The 19,816-nt window shown below is 68.4% G+C and carries 12 protein-coding genes; 10 read left to right on the top strand and 2 right to left on the bottom strand.

What is annotated here, in order from left to right; all coding sequences use genetic code 11:
* Window positions 1-16 precede the first annotated feature (16 nt).
* The 7 genes from AC1RHV_RS18420 to AC1RHV_RS18390 all read left to right on the top strand — a co-directional run bounded on the left by AC1RHV_RS18420 (window position 17) and on the right by AC1RHV_RS18390 (window position 8,988).
* Window positions 17-895 carry a LysR substrate-binding domain-containing protein gene (locus AC1RHV_RS18420; protein WP_492301607.1) on the top strand — a complete coding sequence of 293 codons (879 nt, stop codon included), beginning with the start codon at window positions 17-19 and terminating at the stop codon, window positions 893-895.
* Between the two features lie 67 nt (window positions 896-962).
* A complete protein-coding gene (locus AC1RHV_RS18415; protein WP_125471237.1) occupies window positions 963-1,700 on the top strand; it encodes a hypothetical protein in 738 nt (245 codons plus the stop codon).
* Window positions 1,701-1,841: 141 nt separating this feature from the next.
* Window positions 1,842-3,923 carry a DUF8189 domain-containing protein gene (locus AC1RHV_RS18410; RefSeq protein WP_492301605.1) on the top strand — a complete coding sequence of 694 codons (2,082 nt, stop codon included), beginning with the start codon at window positions 1,842-1,844 and terminating at the stop codon, window positions 3,921-3,923.
* Between the two features lie 109 nt (window positions 3,924-4,032).
* Window positions 4,033-4,950: a GAF domain-containing DNA-binding protein gene (locus AC1RHV_RS18405; protein WP_233564540.1), complete on the top strand. Its 918-nt coding sequence runs from the start codon at window positions 4,033-4,035 to the stop codon at window positions 4,948-4,950.
* Between the two features lie 138 nt (window positions 4,951-5,088).
* On the top strand, window positions 5,089-6,234 hold the full coding sequence (gene ampH / locus AC1RHV_RS18400) for a D-alanyl-D-alanine-carboxypeptidase/endopeptidase AmpH (RefSeq protein WP_119450120.1): 1,146 nt from the start codon (window positions 5,089-5,091) through the stop codon (window positions 6,232-6,234).
* Window positions 6,231-7,403 (top strand): hypothetical protein, encoded by a 1,173-nt coding sequence (locus AC1RHV_RS18395; RefSeq protein ID WP_233564541.1) that lies wholly within the window; start codon window positions 6,231-6,233, stop codon window positions 7,401-7,403. Before ampH ends, AC1RHV_RS18395 begins: the two co-directional genes overlap by 4 nt.
* Before the next feature lie 7 nt (window positions 7,404-7,410).
* A complete protein-coding gene (locus AC1RHV_RS18390) occupies window positions 7,411-8,988 on the top strand; it encodes a serine hydrolase (RefSeq protein WP_313387999.1) in 1,578 nt (525 codons plus the stop codon).
* A 25-nt stretch (window positions 8,989-9,013) separates the two neighbouring features.
* On the opposite strand, the gene AC1RHV_RS18385 is transcribed toward AC1RHV_RS18390, so the two are convergent.
* The gene (locus AC1RHV_RS18385) at window positions 9,014-15,187 is read right to left on the bottom strand and encodes an autotransporter outer membrane beta-barrel domain-containing protein (protein ID WP_492301604.1); all 6,174 of its coding nucleotides are present in this window, start codon (window positions 15,185-15,187) and stop codon (window positions 9,014-9,016) included.
* 113 nt (window positions 15,188-15,300) lie between these two features.
* Complete coding sequence (locus tag AC1RHV_RS18380; RefSeq protein WP_125471240.1) at window positions 15,301-15,720, bottom strand: RidA family protein; 420 nt, start codon at window positions 15,718-15,720, stop codon at window positions 15,301-15,303.
* Between the two features lie 68 nt (window positions 15,721-15,788).
* On the opposite strand from AC1RHV_RS18380, the gene AC1RHV_RS18375 reads away from it, so the two are divergent.
* The 3 genes from AC1RHV_RS18375 to AC1RHV_RS18365 all read left to right on the top strand — a co-directional run bounded on the left by AC1RHV_RS18375 (window position 15,789) and on the right by AC1RHV_RS18365 (window position 19,815).
* Complete coding sequence (locus AC1RHV_RS18375) at window positions 15,789-16,400, top strand: class I SAM-dependent DNA methyltransferase (RefSeq protein ID WP_119451909.1); 612 nt, start codon at window positions 15,789-15,791, stop codon at window positions 16,398-16,400.
* A gap of 153 nt (window positions 16,401-16,553) precedes the next feature.
* Window positions 16,554-17,435, top strand: a complete 882-nt coding sequence (locus tag AC1RHV_RS18370) for a ribose-phosphate pyrophosphokinase (RefSeq protein ID WP_192492400.1) — start codon at window positions 16,554-16,556, stop codon at window positions 17,433-17,435.
* Window positions 17,436-17,460: 25 nt separating this feature from the next.
* A complete protein-coding gene (locus AC1RHV_RS18365; RefSeq protein ID WP_492301603.1) occupies window positions 17,461-19,815 on the top strand; it encodes a phosphoketolase family protein in 2,355 nt (784 codons plus the stop codon).
* Window position 19,816 lies beyond the last annotated feature (1 nt).

The raw sequence follows: 19,816 nt of genomic DNA, 5'->3' as shown, positions 1-19,816 counted from the left end.
AGCTCAGCTAACAGTCATGAGACGTCTGCCATCCCTCAATGCCCTGCGATTCTTCGACAGCGCGGCCCGCCAGGCGAGTTTCACGCTGGCCGCCAAGGAACTCTGCGTGACCCATAGCGCAGTCAGCCAGCAGATCCGGCAACTGGAAGAATGGCTGGGCTGCGCCTTGTTCGAGCGGCGCGCGGGGCGCGTCCACCTGACCGCGGCGGGCCTGGACCTGCAGCGCGCGGCGCATGACGCCTTCGACCTGCTGGAGCGCCGCTGCGACGAACTCAGGCGCGGCACGCAGCCGGCCGAATTGGCGGTGGGTGCGCCCGCCAGCTTTCTTTCCAACTGGTTGATCCCGCGGCTTGAACAATTCGAAGCCCTGCATCCGGACATCCGCATCAGGCTGCAGACAGCCGCAGATGCCGCCCTGTTGAACACGCAGCGCGTGGATGCGCTGATCCTGGCCGGGCGCGCCTGGCCGCAAGAATGGGGCGTCACCCCGCTCTTCGCGGAAACCATAGGCCCGGTCTGCACCCCGACCCTGGCCGCGTATATCCGCGATGCGGCCGACGTGCTGGATATGCCGCTGCTGCACACCAGTTCGCGGCCCGACGCCTGGAAGGATTGGGCGGCGCGCCAGGGCATCGCGCTGACGCCACGGCAAGCGGGGCGCGAGTTCGACCATCTGGGCCACATGCTGGAGGCCGCCGCGGCCGGGTTGGGCGTGGCCATCGCGCCGGCGGTGCTGGTGGAGGCCGAACTGCACCGAGGCAGGCTGGCCGCGCCGCTGGGCTTCATCGAAAGCGGCGCGGCCTTCAGCCTGTGCCTGCGCAAGGATGCGGTCCGCGCCGACGCCGCGCATGAACGCCTGCGCGACTGGCTGCTGGCCAGCGCCGGCGCGAACTGACGCCCTCCACGCTGCGCGCGCAAACCGGTTACCCTTGCGCGCCGAACCACACTGCCGCAACGTATCCATGAAAAAGCTCTGCGCGATGTTGGGCCTGCTGGTCCCCACGCTGGCCAGCGCCGCCTACAGTCTTTCCGCCACCGAGGCGGCCGTGCTGGAAGCCGTGCTGCGCGACGAGCTCGACACCTACCTGCAAGGCGGCAACAGCCTTATCGGCGCAAGGCTCGGCCTGCCCGCCGCGACCGCCGAAACCGTGTCCCGGGCTTATGCCAACGGCCCGACTGCGCGCTTTCCTGCGTCGCTGGATGTGACCATGCTGATCGCCGGCCCGGTCGATGCCGGCAAGCGCACGAACGGACGGATAGTGTCGTTCGCCACCTCGGGATCGCCGACTGTCCAGGCCCAGTTGCCGGCGGGCCTCCTGCCCGCTCCACGCCTGGCCTTGGCATGCAGCCGCATGGAATTGATCGACGAGTCACCCACCTTCATGGACTGCCGCGACGGCGCGCTTGCCGGCAAAGAGGAGACTGCCCGCCTCAAGCGCGACCTGGACGACTTCTACCTGGGCAAGCCGACCGCCGTCCAGGTGTCCCAGCTGGCCGTCAACATATCGGTGTACGCCAGCCTGCTGGCGCCCGGCCACGGCTGCCCGAAGGACATCGAAACATGCCGCCAGGCCATCCAGGCCGTCGACGGCGCAAGCCAAAGCAAGCAACTGCCGGCAATCGTGCGGCGCTTCCAGCAGGCGGGGCTGGATCTCAGCCCGTACCAGGGCGATAAGGCCATGGCCGCGCCGAACCGCTAGCGCGGGCGGACCGGCCGCGCCATGCCGGAATGAGGGCCACGGGGCCGTCTGTACCGCCCCCATTTACCGCCATCCCACACCGCTATACTGGTCCCACCTCAATACCCCTTACGCGCCGCGCCTTTTCTGCTGCGCCCCGTTATGCACGTCTTGTTGGCCATGCTGCGCCCCCTTGGCCGGGCGCTACTCCGTACCGTCGCCACTCTGCTCTCCGCCCAAGCGTTCGCCGGTCCGCCGACGCTGGCGCAATGCCATGGCATCAAGGACATGGCTTTCGTCGCCCACCTGGACGACGACCTGCTGTTCATGAATCCGGACATCGCCTCCAACATCCAGGCAGGCGGGTGCGTGCGGCTGGTCTACCTGACCGCAAGCGATGCTGGCGAAGGCGATACCTACATGCTGGGACGCGAGCGCGGCGTGCGCTCCGCCTATGCCTATATGGCGCATCAACCGGACGAATGGAAAGAAGACGCCGGCATCGCGGGCGGACGGCACATCGCGCGCTTTACCCTCAAGGGCAATCCGCGCGTGCAGCTTTGGCACATGCGCCTGAAGGATCCCTGGCTGGGCAAGGGCTGGGGCAGCCTGACGCCGCTGAGCCGCACTGAATCCGTACCCGGCCAGAACGTCGACACGCTCGGCCCCTATGCCGAGTCCTACACCCGCGAACAGTTGATCGACACCCTGGCCGACCTGATCCGCCAGTACGCGCCGACCACGGTACGCCATCTCGACGATACGATCGCCGTGCCTTACACGCAGCTGTGCTGGCGCTGCGCCGGCCATGGCCATCCCGACCATATCGCCAGCGCGCGGCTGGCGCGCGAAGCCATGCTGCGCGCGCCCGGCAACTACGCCGAGATGGGCTACGTCGATTACCCCAGCCAGGAGCGCGCCACCAACCTGACTCAGGCCGAAATCGCCAGCAAGTCGCTGACCTTCCAGCACTACGCCTGGAACGACTACCACTATTGCGCCGGCCCCACCGGCTGCAAGGAGCCCGCCGGCCCCGCGGCCGCCTGGGTGCAGCGCGCCTATTACGTGTCGCGCCAGGACATCGCGCCGCAGCTCTACCCGGACGGGCGCGGCGGCCTGGTGGTGTTCGCTGCCGGCGAAACCAATGGCGCCGTCAACCGCTGGGACGCGGACCAGCGGCGTTGGCAAAGCCTGGGCGGGCGCACCAACGGCCCGCTGGTGTCGTACACCCATACCGACGGCACGGCCGGCCTGATGGCGCGCGACCCGCTGGGCGGCGTGTGGGCCAACAAACAGCGCCACGACGGCACCTGGCAAGGCTGGCAGGCCTTGGGTGGCCTGCGCGTGACCCAGATCCCGGCGGTTGCGCCGCGCGGCGAAGCCGCCGCCGTGGCGCTGGGCTACGACGGCCTGCTGCACTGGATCACGCCCTCCGGCGTCGACGGCAGCTGGGGCGTCTGGCAGGACCTGCCGCCGCTGGAGGGCGTGACCGGCGCCCCCGCTGCGGCGCTGGGCGGCGACGGACGCTACATCATCTTCGCGCTCACCGGGACCGGCGAGCTCCACTACACCCGCCAACTGCCGGCCGCCAAAGGCCAGCTCCCCGAATGGCAGGACTGGCGCCGCGTGCCCGCGCCCCAGGCCGCCGGCGGCCTGGCAGCGATCCGCAATCACCAGGACCGCGTCGAACTCTATTTCCGCCAGCGCGGCAACAACCATCTGACCCGCCTGATGGAGACCGGCGACACCACCGATCTCGACATGGAATGGAGCGCGCCGACCGACATGGGCGTGCCCTATATCGGCCGCCCGGCCATTAGCGCCGACGCCGGCGGCAACGTCATGATTGCCGTGCTGGAACGCGCCGGCGGACAACTGTGGCTGGTGGAACACGGCAGGCCGTCCAAGCTCGACGCCCAGGCCGCCTCGCCGCCTGCGCTCAATCTGGTCAATGGCACGCTCTACATCGTCGCCCGCGCCACCGGCGCCCCGCAGCGCTACGAGGTGCTGTCGCGCCACGATGGCAACTGGACCCGCGGCGTGACCCTGGAGGGCGTGCCATCGGCCGGCGGCGGCCCCTTCGAAACCGTGGCCGCGCGCCCCATCGACCTGCCCAAGCTCGGCGCCAACGACGCCAACAAGGCGGCGGTGGTGCGCCCGTCTGCAGAGGATCCCGGCACGCTCAGCGTGGGCCGCATGCCGACGCAGGCCTCCCAGGCGGCGACGCCGACCACGGTGCGATGATGATTTCAGATCTTGTCATCCCTCGTTACCAGAGGGAAAATCCAGCCTAGCCGCGGGGCCCGGCCCGCGAGCGCGCCAAGCGCCATGTCGCCGCAGGGGGGAATCGCAAGTGAAGGATGCAGTCCAGTACCAGACTCACCCCGCCACCCTGCTTGAACCCGATCCCTCGTCGGACTGGCTCTACCACTGCGCGATGAGCCTGCTCAAGCTCCCCGCCGACGACGCGATCTCCGAACAGCTGGCCTACATGGGCGAGACCTCGGACGTGGACCGGTCATGGATGATCGAGTACCGCCCGGACATGCTGCGCCTGCGCAATACCCATGAATGGTGCCGCGGAAAGACCGAACCCTTCGTCGCCGAACTCCAGGACGTGCCGACCACGCTGATCGCCTGGCTGCACAAATTCATGGTCAAAGGCCAGGCGGTCGCCATCCACGACGTCAACGACCTGCCCCGCACCGCGCGCGCCATCCAGGTCGAATTCCAGCGCCAGGGCAACAAGAGCGTGCTGAGCGTGCCGGTTTTCCATGACGGGAAGCTCTACGGCATCATCGGCTTCGACACCACCGTGCGGCACCGGGCCTGGTCCGCCGCCGAAGTCCGCGCCCTCTACCAATGCGCCAACCTGATAGGCCAGGCCAAATACGGCAACAGCCGCGAGCGCGGCCGCGCGCCGCGCTACGACAGCGCCACATCGGTGATCTATCTCAGCATGCGCGGCGTGGTCCGCGGCGTGCAGCCTGAAACCATCGTAGGCGTGCGCTCGGCGGGCAACTACAGCGAAATCTGGCTGGAAGACGGGTCGATGGTGTTGGACTCGCGCGCGCTGGGCATATGGTCGACCCTGCTGCCGGAACAGACCTTCTTCCGGGTGCACCGCACCGCCATTGCGAACGCGTTGCATGTCATGGACGTGGACCGCCGCAGCGTGGACAAGTGGCTGATCCGGATGCGGGCCGTGGACGAGACCTGGCCGGTGTCGCGCTCCTACCGCAAGCCGCTGCGCGAACGCATGGGCATCTGAACCCGGCGCACCTCTGAAATATGCAGTTCGTCATGCCGGCATGTTGTTTCGTCCTGCCGCAAGTGGCCGCGCAACGAGTTTTTGGGATCATCGCAGGCGAAGGAACATCCGTTCCCAAAGTCCCGCAGAGAGAACCGCATGCTGACGTCCCGCATACTGCCGCGCATCACCTCCCTAGCCTTGAGCGCCGCCTGCGCACTGGGCGCCAGCCAGGTCCGCGCGGCCGACCTGGCGCTGCAGGATGCCGTCTCCATGGCCGGCATGCAGCTGTACCTGAACTCGGGTGCGCCAGGAATGATCATCGCGGCCGTGCGCGGCGACGAGGTCGTGATTCAGGGCTATGGCGAAACCGCGCCCGGCAGCGGCGTGGAGCCGGATGGCCGCTCCATTTTCAGGATCGCTTCAGTATCCAAGGTGTTCGCTGGCGACGTGTTGGCGGCGTTGGCAGCCAAGGACAAGCTCAAGCTGACGGATCCGCTGGCCAAATATGCGCCGGAAAACGCCAAGGTCGAAACCAACGGCCGCCCGCTGACGCTGCTGGACCTGGCCACGCATTCGGCCGGCCTGCCGCGTGAACTGCCCAATCCTGACGCCAAGCCCTCCGACAATCCGTTCGCCGCGTTCGACCGCGCCTATTACTGGAAATGGATCGGCAGCCACAAGCCGGCCTATGTGCCCGGCACCACCACGCTGTACTCCAACCTGGGCTTCGGCCTGCTGGGCGATGCGCTGGCCAAGGCCGGCGGCGCGGACTATTCGACCGTGCTGGCCAACGAGGTGCTGAAGCCAGCCGGCATGACCGACACCACCAATGCGCTTAACGAAGCGCAGAAAAAGCGCCTGATGACCGGGCTGGATCCCTTCGACAAGCCCGATCCCAATGCCCCGGTGCCGGACGTGATGTACGCCAGCGCCGGCATCTACTCCACCGCCGACGACATGGCGCGCTGGATGCGCTGGCACCTGGACGGCGCCAAACAATCGAAGCAGGCGTCGTTGCTGGCGCACACGATGTGGCTGCCCTATGACGGACTGAAGTCCGTCGTAGGCACGGAAGTCACCGACGCCGACGGCATGGGCCTGGGCTGGGTCGTGACCCTGCCGCGCAATGGCGCGCCCTTGCTGCTGGGCAAGAGCGGCGGCCTGGGCGGCTTCATGTCGTATGCCGTGCTGTCGCCCAACCGCGGGCTGGGCGTGTTCGTCGTCGCCAGCCGCGTGAATTTCGCCATGTTCAACAATATCCATTCCCAGGTGCGTGAACTGGCGGCCGAGCTGGCGCGGTGAACGGACCCTGCCGGCCGCTGCGCCAGGCCGCAGCGGCCGCGCTGCTGGCCGTGGCCGCGCAAGGCGCGTGCGCGCAGGAAGCTCGGGACATCTTCAAGACGGAGATCTTCCTCACGCCCTACAGCGAGCTGGGCGAGGGCGGCGAAACCTATCCGCAGCTGAATGGCCGCTTCCTGCTGATGACCGGCTACACCGGCTTCTTCGGCGTGCAGGACGACAACGGCCAGCTTCCCCGCTCGCACTGGAGCAGCGTGCAGCCCACGGCGGAGGCGGCCCTGGTGCTGCAGCTGACGCGGCAGTTTTCGATCCGCACCAAGGCGACCTTCAACTCGTCCACCAACGACACCAAGGACAATGCGTTTTCCGACCTGGGCGTGGACCTGGACAACCTGTTCGCCGCCTATACGGCGGACAACTACGCGCTGTACGGCGGCAAGATGGACCTGGGCTTTGGCGACGCCTGGCACGTGGTCGACGGCTTGTACACGGGTTTCAACGAGAACTCGGAGTTCCGCGGCTCGATCGGGGTGGGCGGACGCTACACCCTGGATACCGCGGGCCGCGGAACGCACTCCGTGGCCGCCATGCTGTTCAAGCGCGACAACACCGCGATGAACCGACGCTTCAGCCTGGACGGCGGCCTCATCGGGCCCGATCAGCCGCCGCTCTTCAGCGACCAGTTGAAGTCCTTCATTCTCTCCTACGACTTCCGCGATCTGCCCGGACTGGAAGGATGGTCGGGCGGGGTGGACGCGGGCCGGCTGCATCTGGATCCGGATCAAGGAAAAAGCGCCAATACGGTATCGGCCCGCTTGCGCTACGACGCGCCGCTGGCCAACTCGTGGAACCTGAGCTGGTTCAACGAAGCCACCTATTCCAGCGCCTTTCGCGGCGCCCCCGTGTCCAACGGCAACGGCGTGACCTCGGTCTCGTTGTCGCGCGACCGCTGGCAGCTGACCGCGACAGCAGCCGTGCGCAAGCTTTCCGGCAGCGGCCAGAAGCTGGCGCAGTACGGCCTGCTGGACGATACGGATTGGGGCATTTCAGGCGCGGTTACCTACGTCACGCCCATGGGCTTCATCGTGCAGGCCGGGCTCACGCATCAGCGCGACCAGGCCCTGCGCATCAACCAGGGCGTTTTCCGCATCGCTTACCAAGCAGGATTCTGAGGCCATCATGAACCGCAAACACACGCTCGTCATCGGAGTCATCCTTCTTGCGCTGGGCGGCGCCACCGCAGCCTGGTCGCAGTCCGTGCCCATCGCCAGCGCACCGAATCCGCCCGCGGACGCCGTCGCCATCCCTGCAGGCAGCAAGGAACGCGCGCTGCGGGAACTGCCGCAAATCATCGCGGACATCATGCAGCGCAGCCGGGTTCCGGGCATGGCCGTGGCCGTGGTCATCGACGGCAAGACCGTGCTGGCGCAGGGCTACGGCACGCGCGAGGCTGGCAAACAGGCGCCGGTAGATGCGCAGACCGTGTTCCAGATCGCATCGATCTCCAAGTCGCTGTCGGCGACGGTGGCGGCCATTGAAGTGTCCAAGGGCCGCGCAGCCTGGGACGATCCGGTCTCGCGCTACCTGCCGGACTTCAAGCTGAGCAATGCCTACGTGTCCGAACGCGCCACGATCGGCGATTTCTTCGCGCACCGCTCCGGCCTGCCGGGCACGGCGGGCGACGACCTCGAAGACCTGGGTTTCAGCCGCGACGACGTGATCGCCCGCCTGCGCCTGCTGCCGCTGGACGCCTTCCGCACGTCCTACCACTATGCCAACTTCAGCACCACCATCGGCGCCCAGGCTGTGGCCAAGGCCGCCGGACGCCCTTGGGAGCAGTTGGCCGACGAACAGCTTTTCAAACCATTGGGCATGAAGTCGACCAGCTACCGCTACGGCGACTTCGAGGCGCGCGGCAATCGCGCCGTGCTGCACGCCTACCAGAACGGCCGCTTCGTTCCCACGGGCCAGCGCGACGCCGACCAGCAGGCGCCCGCGGGCGGCGTGTCCTCCACCGTCGTCGACCTGGCGGAGTGGCTGAAGCTGCTGCTCGCCGACGGGCAATACCAGGGCAAGACCCTGATCGCCCCTGGCGCCCTGCTGCCGGCCCTGTCGCCCCAGGCATACAGCGCCCGTGCGCATGACCTGGACTCGCGCTCCGGCTTCTACGGCTATGGTTTCAACGTCAACACGGAACTGGGCGGACGTCCTTCGATGGGACATTCCGGCGCCTTCCTGATGGGAACGGGAACGACCTTCCGCATCGTCCCTTCCGCCGGCATCGGCATCGTGGTGCTGACCAATGGCGCGCCAGTGGGCGCGGCCGAATCCGTCGCGGCATCGTTCACAGACACTGCGTTGTACGGCAAGCCCACGCGCGACTGGTTCGCGGCGTACAACGGCGCCATGAAGGCGTTTTTCGAACCCCAGGCCGATCTGTCCGGACAGGCCGATCCCGCCAAGCCGGCGGCGTCGAAAGCGCTGTCGCAATACGCCGGCAGGTTCGACAATCCCTACTACGGCCCGGCCGAGATCCAGGAGGCCAACGGCGCGCTGACCCTGGTGCTGGGGCCCAAGGGCATGCGCTTCCCCTTGCGGCACTGGGACGGCGATACCTACGCCTTCTCGCCCGCGGGCGAAGCCGAACTGGTCGCCTCGCTGGCGTCCATCGTCTTCAAGATGGACCAGGGGCGGGCCCAGGGCTTCGACATCAAGTTCTACGACGACAACGGCCTGGGCCGCTGGGTCCGCAAGTAGCCTTCCACCCTGCCGCGCCGCTTGCTCAGAAGCGGTAGGCGGCGCGCAGGGTCAGGGACTGGTCGCGGTATTCCCCGTTGCCGCGCAAGGCGTATTCCGTCTTCAATTCCACGCCCTTGGGCGTGACGTATTCCAGGCCGGCTGACAGGTTGCCGTAGGTTCTGGGCATGCCCGACCGCAACGTGAAGGGCGTCGCGCCCGGTCCATTGAGCTGCATCGTCGTGACCACGTCGCCGCCGCTCAGAAAGCTCATCCCGCCGGCCACGTATGAGCGCAAGGTCGCGCCGTTGGCCAGGTCCTTGCGCCCGCCCAGCTCGATCATGGGCGAAGCCATGAACGAGGTCGTGTCGTTGCCGCGCACTTTCAGGTTCAAGGCGCCCGCGCCCTGTTCGCTATAGCCGTCCTGCCGGATATGATTCACGTCCAGATCCACATAGGGCCGCAAGTACCAGGACGGCTGGCTGAACTCGTAGGCGGTGCGCAGCCTGGCCGCAAGAAAGGACGACTCCGGCTTGCTCCTGGCCGTGCCGTCCAGCGTGCCGCGCGACATCCTGCTCTTCTCCACGCCGCCGTGCACGGCAAGCGAGACCTGCCACGGCGCATTGTTGTACTTCAAGGCCAGGCCGCCCGCGTAGGTATCGCTGTTGCCAGAGAAGTCGGCGGCCGACGTGGTCTTGCCATAGGCATAGCTCAACGAACCGCCCAGGAACCAATTGGTGGCGAACTCGCGTTGCGCGCCCAGCGTGAGCGTGCTCTGGCGAACGCGGTACCCCTCGTCGTCCGAGGTGGCCTTGCGCTCGGTCCAGTTCGTGTCCAGGCGGGTCCAGACGCAATCGCCCTCGCGCAGGATCGTGCTTTCGCCGACGAAGGCCGGGCAGCTCATCATCCGGTTCATCGACGCGTAGGAGGCATGCATCTGGTTGGCGGCGCGGGCGAACTGGCCGTCGTGGGCGATGCGGTTCAGGGCGTCGCGGTACTGGTCCGCGTTCTGGACTCCCGTGAACTTGTCGAAGGTGGACGCATCGCTCGCTTTCCCCTGGTCCCACAGCGTCTGCAGGGAATTCGCGATCCGCGCGCGATCCGCGGAAAGCGGCAACGCCGCGGGCGTGAAGTTGGCATCCACAGAAATGAGCGGATCGCGCAGGGCGCCCGCGCCATTGTTCTTCAGCGCGTAGCTGAACAAGGGACTGTCGCTGGCGGTCGCGGGCATGCTGGTTTGCGCGGCGGCGAAATGGCCTATTCCCAGCCATACATTCTTCACGGGATTGTGCAGCACCGGCTTGACGGTGCCTGCGAAGGTCGATGCGCCCGTCACCGAAATGAAGTCGCTGTTATGGCCGCCGAAATTCAGATCGGGCCGGTAGGTTCCCGTATGGTTCAGCGCGCCCGTGATGCGCGTGGTCGTGTACACGCCCGGTCCGCCCGGATTCAGGAGGCCGGCGCTGTCCAGGTCGCCCTGGAAGCGGGCGCCGCTGTACAAGGCGCCGCCCGCGTTGTTGTGGAAGAGGCTGCCGCCGCCCATGAGCACGTCGCCCGCCACGGTTCCGTTGTTGTTGACGACGGCTGCGCCGGCCACGTCTATGGCGGTCTGCGCCTGGATGACGCCGGCGTTGGTGATGGTGGCGCTGGCCAGCGGCGCGATCGCCAGGATGCCCGTGCCGGATGCGCTGCTGGCGCTGACCAGGGCGTTCTGACCCAGGTTGATCGAGATGGCCCGGCCTCCGCCATAGGCGCCATTGCTGATGGCGACCACGGCCGGCGAATTGGCGCCGGTGGCGACCACCTGCGCCGCGTAGCCGATGTCCACGCTTACCGGCCCGCCATAGGCCGGTTCGTTGCCGGGAGTGCTGTACTGATAGAGGCTGCCGTCCTTGAACACGCCGCCCCCGCCCACGCTCATCGCCAGGATCGCAGGCGCGTTCGCGCCCGAGGTCTGGACCGTGCCTCCCGTGCCGATGGCCACGTTGACGGCCCCGCCATTGCCCATGCCGCCAGTGAGGCCGGCGTTCTGTATGAGACCGGTCGTGTAGTGCGCGGCTGACTGGTCGCCCGCCAGCCCGCCGCCGCCGCCCACGCTCTGCGCCAGTATCCCGGCGGCGCCGCTGCCCGAGGTGACGACCCGGCCCGCGATCGACAAGCTGACGACGTTCCCGTCACCGCCTTGCGCGGGAGACGAGACGGGCTTCAAGGTCACCAGCCCGGGCCGCGTTGCCAGGCCGGCGATGCCGCCCCCGCCGCCTATGCTTTGCGCGACGATGCCGTGCGAATTTACGCCAGCGGTGACGATGCTTCCGCCCACGTCCTGCGTCACGCTGACCGTTCCCCCCGGGCCGGCCATCGGCGCGCTGGAACCGAACGTGATGTTCGCCACGCTCGAGGCGGGCCCCGAGCCGTTGTCCATCGTCACCAGGCCGCCGCCGCCGCCCACGCTCTGCGCCAGCACGCCGAAGGAAAGCGCGCCGTGGGTCGCGATGCTGCCGCCCAGGTTCGACACGGCAACCGTGCCGCCCGCGCCGTTCACGCTGCTCGAAAAAGGGCCACCCGTATCGGTCGCCGCGCTTCCCACCCGGATATCGACGCCGCTAAGCGCCGCGCTGGACGACACCGCCGCCATGCCGCCCCCGCCGCCCACGCTTTGCGCCAGAATTCCCGGCGCAAACCACCCCTGCGTGGCGATGCGGCCGATGTTGTTGGCGACGCTGACCGTACCGCCGGCAACTTGGGCCAGGCCGAATCCGCTGCTGTTGTTCGACGGATAATCGCCGCCCAAGGTGATCGACAGGGACGCGTTCTGCTGGATCGCGGCGAGGCTGGCGTTGCGCAAGGCGAGCGTGCTGACGCCGCCCCCTCCCCCCACGCTCTGCGCCATGATCCCGGCGGAGCCGCCCGCGCCAGTCGCCAGCGTCCCGCCATGGCTGACGTTGACCGCGCCGCCCATACTCGTCGTCATGCTCTGCCACGAGTCGCCCGTGGCCCCCAATGCGACGGTGGCGGCGGTCTGGCTCCACAGGAACAAGGGCTGGTCGACCATCGATATGCCGCCGCCGCCGCCCACGCTCTGGGCCAGGATGCCGGGCGCCTGATAGCCCTGCGTGCTGATCCGGCTGGCCGAGGCGCCGGCGTCGACCGTGACCGCGCCGCCCGCGCCGCTGGCCCCGGCCACGCCGCCGTTGCGCACATTGATCAGGGATCCCAGCAGCAATCCGCCCTTGGTTCCCAGGATGCCGACGATGCGGGTGATCTTGTCGATGATCTCGGGCGCCTGGCTGCCGGCGCCCGCGGCCACGACAGCCTGCAGGTCCTGTCCGCTGGCCGCGCTTCTGCCGCCGCCACCGCCGATGCTCTGGGCGACAATGCCTGCCGAGCCGCTGCCTTGCGTGGCGATCGTTCCCGTGTTGGTGACGATGGCCGGATTGGACGCGCTTCCTCCGCCCGCTCCCGCCGCGCCGCCGTTGCCGCCGGTCTGGTGGGTGATGCTGGTCTGCGGCAACGCGACCGTGAACAGGTCCTGCGCGCCGGACTCGGCGGCCTTGATCAGCGCATCGATGCTGGACAGCAGCGTGGACGCCCCAGCCGAATCTATCGCCCCGGCATTGCCGCCACCACCGCCGATGCTCTGCGCCAGGATGCCCGGCGCCTGGTCTCCCGCCGTCGCGATGGCGCCATCGTTGCGCACGTCGAATGCGCTGGCAGCGCTACCCGCGCCGCCGCTGCCGCCGGTCGTGACCCCGACGGACAGGCTGACGGCCTTGCTGAACGCCAACTGCGGCCCTTTTTCCAGCCAGTCCGCCGCCTTCTCCAACAGGCCGGCGAGACTACCCGGCGCGCCCAGGATGTCGTTGAAACTGGCAGCGTCGTGCATCTGGACGATGCCGCCATTGCCCCCACCCCCGCCTATGCTTTGCGCGACGATGCCCGCCGACCCGGCCCCCGCCGTGGCAATGGCGCCGGTGCCGGCGTTCGCTGCCTGCACCCGGCCGCCGCTGCCGCCTTGCCCACCCTGCCCGCCATGCCGCACGGACAGTTGCAGATCGATCAGCGAATTGCCGATGACCGGCGTCTTGACCGGCGCCAGGACCCCGCCGCCATTGCCCCCGCCCCCGCCTATGCTCTGGGCCACCACGCCATTGCTTTGCGCGGCCGAGGTACGGATGCCTCCTTCATTCGTGACCAGCGCCGTGCCGCCGTCGCCGCCCCCTTGTCCCACGCCGCCGTTGGACACTGCCAGCGTGACCGCGCCGCTCGGGTTGTCGCCCAGCTGCGGCGCGATCGTGACGACGCGGGAATTCGCCAGTCCGCCGCTGCCGCCCCCGCCGCCTATGCTTTGCGCCAGCACGCCATTGCTGTGCGCGCCCATGGTCGTGATCGTGCCCTGGCGGGCTTGCGTGAATGACACGGTGCTGCCGGAGCCGCCGCTGCCGCCCTTGCCGCCCGTCGCCACCGTCACGTTCAGCCCCACGCCCACGCCGACCGCATTGGCCGAACCGCCGCTGCCGCCTCCGCCGCCTATGCTCTGGAGGATCACGCCCGAAGCATTGCCCGCGCGGGTCAGAATCCTGCCTTGCGAGGAAAACTGGATCAGGCCGCCGTTGCCCGCCGCGCCGCCCGTGCCGCCGATGGCGACCGACGCGATTACGCCGGTGCTGTTGGCGTCGCCGCCCACGCCGCCACCGCCGCCTATGCTCTGCAGCAGCACCGCGGCGCTGTTGTCGCCCGAGGTGTCGATGCCGCCGCTGTTGGCCATGGCGATGCCGCCTCCCGCGCCGCCCGTGCCGCCATGCCCGCCGCCCACGGCGATGATGCCGTTGCTGGACGAAGCCAGCCCGCCGCCGCCGCCCGCACTGTTGGCAATGACGGCGGCCGCATCGTTGCCGAAGGTGCTGATGACGCCCGCATTGGTGATGGAGATCGCCTGGCCCGCAACCGCGCCCGCGCCGCCGTCCCCGCCCCGTCCAAAAGCGCCGCTGGCGCCCCCGGGGCCGCCTTCTCCGCCCAGCACGCTGGCCACGATGCCTTTCGCGCCGACGCTGCCGTTGCTGCCAGCCGTGATCTTCCCCGTATTGACGATCGAGATGGCGCCAGGCGATCCGCCCGCGCCGCCGTCGTGTCCGCCGGACCACGAACCGTTGCCGCCGTTGCCGCCATTGCCCCCCTGGGTCAGCGCATAGACGCCGATCCCCCGGTTGCCGTCGGTCCTGATGGCGCCGCCGTTGGTCACGCTGACCTGGCCGGCATTGCCGCCCGCCGCGGCCTTGGTGTCAACGCCATTGGACGTCGACGCATTGCCGCCGATGGAACGGGCGATCACGCCGTACACGCCGTCGCCGTGGCCGCTGACTGACGTTCCGGCCGAGGACGTGAACATGACCCTCGAGGCATCGCCGCCCCGGCCCGCATCGCTATGCCCGCCGAAATCGCCCGTGTGCTCGGCCGCGCCCGCGGGCCCGCCCGACGAGATCAGACCCACCGCGGCACTGACATCACCCGGCCCCGGTCCGCGCGCCGTCACCGAACTCGTCCCTTGCAGTATCACGGACGCGAGTCCGGCGCTGCCGCCGTGGCCGGACGTGTAAGCGCCGCTGAAGCCGTCGGCGATGGCGCTGTCAGTCCCCGCGCCGCCCCAGGATTGGACCGCGACGCCGAACCCCGTGCCCATTACCGTAGCGTTGTCGAGCGTGATGCGCGCCTGATGCCCGTCGCCGCCGATGCCGTAACCGCCATTGGGTCCGTCCGCATTGCCCCACAGGCCGCCATTGCCGCCCGCGGAATACAAGTCTATTCCGCGGCCAGCAGCGTTGACCGTGCTGGCCGACAAGTTGTAGTCGATGATCCGCCCGCCGCCGCCATTGCCCCCCCAGTGATTTTGGTTGGCATCCCTGCCGTTGCCGCCATGGCCGCCGCCGACGTCGATCAGGATGCCGGTCTGGCCGGCCCCATTGGCGCTGATGCGCTGGTTGCGGTCCGTCTGCACGAAGTCGCGCTGGCCCCATTGGCCGTCATGGCCATTGTTGGGATGATTGCCGCTGGAACAACAGGCGCCGTCGGCGCCGCGCAGTTGATAGGACAGCGGCGCGGTCTGGGAGAACGCCGGCCGCCCGAAGACGTAGAGGGCGGAGATTCCCGCATGCAAAAGCAATGCCAGCCTGGAAAGCCGCAGGCCGTTGCGGCCGGGCTTTGGAATATCTTGCGGGGAGATCATGGCTGCAGCGGCGGAATTGGGCAAATTGAGAAATTCGCCGTTCACCGCGCGCCGTACAAGTCCAAGATGACGAATCAACCATCCCGGCTGACGAGTCGCCGCTTCCGGCCCCCCTATTTCGAATCGCGCACCGCCGCGACCACCTTGATCTCCACCGCCAGACCGGGTCGCGCCAGCGCGGCGACGCCGAGTATGGTCCAGGCCGGGAACTCGGACCGTATGTACTTTTCCTTCACCGCGCGGAACCCGGCAAGGTCCGCGCCGATGTCGACGTGATACGAGACCATTTCGACCACGTCTGTAAAATCGAGGCCCAGATGGCCGAGCACCGCGGCGATGCGCCGGAACGCCACGTCGGCTTGCTCCGCAGCCGATTCGGGCACGGAACCGTCAGCGCGCAATCCGATCTGCCCGGCGATGAAAACCAGCCCGTTGGCCGTGACCGCAGGCGAGTACTGGAACAGGTCGAAGATCCGGTTGCCGCCAAAGGCGGGATCGTCATCGGGAAGGCGCAGGCGCTCGATCTTGCTCATGGAAGTCCTTGTGCAACGCGGGCGTTGCTCGCTTATCGGGATTTGCAACTCTACTAGGGAACGCCGCGATGTCCACCTCCCCCGCCGACAACGTGATCACGCTGTATCGCGAACATGCCGACGCCTTCGAGAAACTGCGCGGCACGCAGCTGGCCGAACGCGCCTGGCTGGACGCGTTCCTGGATCTGCTGCCCGGCCCCGCTCCCCAGGTGCTGGACATAGGCTGCGGCAACGGCGTCCCCATCGCCCGCCATCTGATCGAACGCGGCTGCAGGCTGACCGGCGTGGATGCCTCGGACGCGATGCTGGCGAGGGCAAGAGCCTCGTTCCCAGGACACAGCTGGATTGAAGCGGACATGCGCAGCCTGCCGCCCTTGCGGCCCTTCCAGGGGCTGATCGCCTGGCACAGCTTCTTTCACCTGCGGCCTGAAGACCAGCGGCCCATGTTCCAGACCTTCGCACGCCTTGCCGCGCCGGGCGCCGCGCTGATGTACACCAGCGGGACACATCTAGGGGAAGCCATCGGCCGGTTCGAAGGCCAACCGCTCTATCACGGCAGCCTGGACAGCGCGGAGTACCGCGAACTGCTGCGCCAGGCCGGCTTCGAAGTGGTGCGCCACGTGGAAGGCGATACGACCTGCGGCGGCGCCAACATCTGGCTGGCGCGGCGGCATACATAAAACCTTTGAGTTACATCAAGGTTTGACCGGCCGACAACGCCGGCAAACGCCGCCCCTGCGCCATAATCAGAATGCCGCGGCCCCATTGGGGCTGCGCGGGGCCCACCCGGCCTCTTCGGTTTCCCTTACCTCGATCAGGCGGACCCGGCATTCATGCAAAGACTGATCCTCCCGCTCCCCGGCAACGAAGGATTCGCCAAGCGCCTTGCCGCCCTGTGCCAAGGTGAACTCGGCGCCGTCGAGACCCGCCGTTTTCCTGACGGCGAAAGCTACGTACGGCTGCATGGCGACCCGCGCGGACGCGCCGTCGACATCGTCTGCACGCTGGCCCGGCCGGATCCCAGCTTTCTCGGCCTGATCTTCGCGGCCGACACCGCGCGCGACCTGGGCGCCACAGAGGTCAACCTGATCGCGCCCTATCTGGCCTATATGCGCCAGGACAAACGCTTCCAGGACGGAGAAAGCGTGAGTTCGCTGTCGTTCGCGCGCCTGTTGTCGTCGACCTTCGACCGCCTGCTGACGGTCGATCCGCATCTGCACCGGCATCCGTCGCTGGCGGCGCTGTACACCATCCCGACCACCACGCTGCATGCCGCGCCGCGGCTGGCCAGCTGGATCGCCGGCAATGTGCAAGCGCCGCTGATCGTCGGCCCCGACGAGGAAAGCGAGCAATGGGCCGGCTCCATCGCCGCGCGCATTGGCGCGCCACACGTGGTGCTGCGCAAGACCCGTCACGGCGACCGCCAGGTCGACATCGAAGCGCCCGACCTCTCCGCCTGGCGCGACTGCACGCCGGTGCTGGTGGACGACATCGCCTCGTCCGGCCGCACCCTGGTGACGGCCGCCGGCAAGCTGGCGGGCATGCGGCCGCCGCAATGCGTGGTGGTGCATGCGCTCTTCGCCGAGGACGCCTGGTCCCAGGTATCCGCCTGTTTTGAACGCGTCGTTTCCACCGACGCGGTGCCCCATCCCAGCAACCGCATCGAACTCGCGCCCTTGCTGGCCAATGCACTCCTGCGCGACCTGCGCGATTGATCACCCGATTTGAAAGGAACCCGCGATGACGCTACGCGAGCATTGGCTATCTGGCCACGGCCCCATCCAGCACCGCGCTGAAACCGTCGAGCGCATCGATGCGCTGGTGCAACGCCTGGCGGCGAGCGGCCGCATCGCCAGCGCGGACGATGCCTACGCCATGCTGGCCGCGGCCGACCGCCTCAGCTGCGCCGCCATGAACGTGGTGGCGCACATGACCTACGCACGCCGCATCGACCTGAACGGCGCACCGCTGGCCGCCGATGACTTCAAGCCCAACCCCGAAGGCCATACGGGCGGTTCGCTGAACATGGCGCCCGCCTTCGTCGCCTACCTGCTGGCCAACGCGTTGAGCGGCAAGACCCGCGGCTGGCTGATGGGCCAGGGCCATTGCGTGGCCGCCATCGAAGCCGTCAACGCCCTGACCGGCGACGTGTCGCCTGCGCAGCGCGGCCGCTATGACCGCAGCGAAGCCGGGCTGGGACGCCTGATCACGGACTTCTATTCCTACGCCATCGACGCCCGCGGATTGCCAGCCGTGCCGCTGGGCAGCCACGCCGGCCCCAACACGGCGGGCGCCGTGTCGGAAGGCGGCTACCTGGGATTCGCCGGCCTGCAATACGTGCACATGCCGCTGCCGGGCGAAAGCCTGGTGGCCTTTCTGAGCGACGGCGCGTTCGAAGAACAGCGCGGCTCCGACTGGGCCACGCGCTGGTGGCGCGCCGAGGATTGCGGCCAGGCCGTGCCGGTCATGATCCTCAATGGCCGCCGCATCGAGCAGCGCACGCAGATCGTGCAGGAAGGCGGCGCGCATTGGCTGGCCGAGGACCTGCGCCACAACGGCTTCGATCCGCTCATCGTCGACGGCCGTGATCCGGCGGCCATCGCCTGGGCCATCCTGGCGGCGGAAGACGCGCTGGCCGCAAGCCTCGCGGCGCCAGGCTTCCAGTACCCCGCCCGGCTACCCTACGTCATCGCCGAAACCGAAAAGGGATTCGGCTTTCCCGGCGCCGGCACCAACGCCGCGCACAACCTGCCGCTGGGCGGCAACCCTCATACTGACAGCGCGGCCCGCGACGCTTTCAACGCCAGCGCGGCCCGGTTGTTCGTCCCGGGGCCGGAACTGGACGCGGCGCTGGCGGCGCTGGCCAATCACGGAGCGCAGCAACGCCCGCTGGAAAGCGGACACCCCATGGCGCACCGGCATCCCGATGCGCCTGCCCTGCCCGAACCCGCCTGGGAAACCGCAGGCGCCCAAGGCAGCGCCATGGCGGCGCTGGACCGCTGGTTCGTCGAACTGGTGCGGGCCAATCCGCGCCTGCGCGTGCGCATCGGCAATCCGGATGAACTGGCCAGCAACAAGATGGGCGGCACGCTGGCCTTGCTGAAGCACCGCGTCGACCATCCGGAGGCCGGCGTGGCCGAAGACCAGCACGGCGCCGTCATCACCGCCCTGAACGAGGAAGCGGTGGCCGCCGCCGCGCTGGCGAACAAGGGCGGCCTGAACCTCATCGTCAGCTACGAGGCCTTCGCGGTGAAGATGCTGGGCCTGCTGCGCCAGGAAATCATCTTCGCGCGCCGCCAGAAGGAACTGGGACAATCCCCGGGCTGGCTGTCAGTGCCGCTGGTGGTCACCTCCCATACGTGGGAGAACGCCAAGAACGAGCAATCGCACCAGGATCCCACCATAGGCGAAGCCCTGCTGGGTGAAATGTCCGACACCTCCCGCGTGCTCTTCCCGGTGGACGGCAACAGCGCCGCGGCGGCGCTGCGCGCGGTCTACGCGCAGCGCGCGCACGTGGCCTGCATGGTCGTGTCCAAGCGCGAGGGCACGCAGCGCTTCGACGCCCAGGCCGCGCAGACGCTGATCGAACAGGGCGCCGCGCACGTCGCCGGCGACCCGAAGACCAGCGTGCTGCAGTTCGTCGCCATCGGCGCGTACCAGCTCGAAGAGGCGTTGAAAGCCCGCGCCCATCTGGCGCGGCAGGGACGCGAGTGCTGCGTATCCGTGGTGCTGGAACCTGGCCGACTGCGCACGCCGCGCGACGAGCTCGAATCCGCTTTTGTCCTGTCCGACGAAGCCGTCCACGCGCTTTTCCCGCCCGGCCTGCCGCGCGTGCTGCTGTGCCATACGCGCCCCGAACCCATGCTGGGCGTGCTGCGCCGGCTGGACGGCGGCCCGGCCCGCACCCGGGCGCTGGGCTACATCAGCCGCGGCGGCACGCTGGACGTGGGCGGCATGCTGTACGCCAACCGCTGCACCTGGGCGCATGCAGTAGATGCGGCCGCTGCCGTCGCGGGCTGGCGCCGCGTAGACGTGCTGGACGCGCCGCGCCTGCAAGCCCTGGACGGCAAGGGCAATCCCGCCGACCTCGCCTGAT

Source organism: Achromobacter sp. GW823-FHT04E03, from assembly GCF_058796095.1.
This window is presented reverse-complemented; position numbering and strand designations above follow the sequence as displayed.

Excerpts from the sequence above, each read along its gene's own strand:
- AC1RHV_RS18420 (WP_492301607.1), top strand. The coding sequence starts at position 17 with ATGAGACGTCTGCCATCCCTCAATGCCCTGCGATTCTTCGACAGCGCG.
- AC1RHV_RS18415 (WP_125471237.1), top strand. The coding sequence starts at position 963 with ATGAAAAAGCTCTGCGCGATGTTGGGCCTGCTGGTCCCCACGCTGGCC.
- AC1RHV_RS18410 (WP_492301605.1), top strand. The coding sequence starts at position 1,842 with ATGCACGTCTTGTTGGCCATGCTGCGCCCCCTTGGCCGGGCGCTACTC.
- ampH (WP_119450120.1), top strand. The coding sequence starts at position 5,089 with ATGCTGACGTCCCGCATACTGCCGCGCATCACCTCCCTAGCCTTGAGC.
- AC1RHV_RS18390 (WP_313387999.1), top strand. The coding sequence starts at position 7,411 with ATGAACCGCAAACACACGCTCGTCATCGGAGTCATCCTTCTTGCGCTG.
- AC1RHV_RS18385 (WP_492301604.1), bottom strand. The coding sequence starts at position 15,187 with ATGATCTCCCCGCAAGATATTCCAAAGCCCGGCCGCAACGGCCTGCGG.
- AC1RHV_RS18380 (WP_125471240.1), bottom strand. The coding sequence starts at position 15,720 with ATGAGCAAGATCGAGCGCCTGCGCCTTCCCGATGACGATCCCGCCTTT.
- AC1RHV_RS18375 (WP_119451909.1), top strand. The coding sequence starts at position 15,789 with ATGTCCACCTCCCCCGCCGACAACGTGATCACGCTGTATCGCGAACAT.
- AC1RHV_RS18370 (WP_192492400.1), top strand. The coding sequence starts at position 16,554 with ATGCAAAGACTGATCCTCCCGCTCCCCGGCAACGAAGGATTCGCCAAG.
- AC1RHV_RS18365 (WP_492301603.1), top strand. The coding sequence starts at position 17,461 with ATGACGCTACGCGAGCATTGGCTATCTGGCCACGGCCCCATCCAGCAC.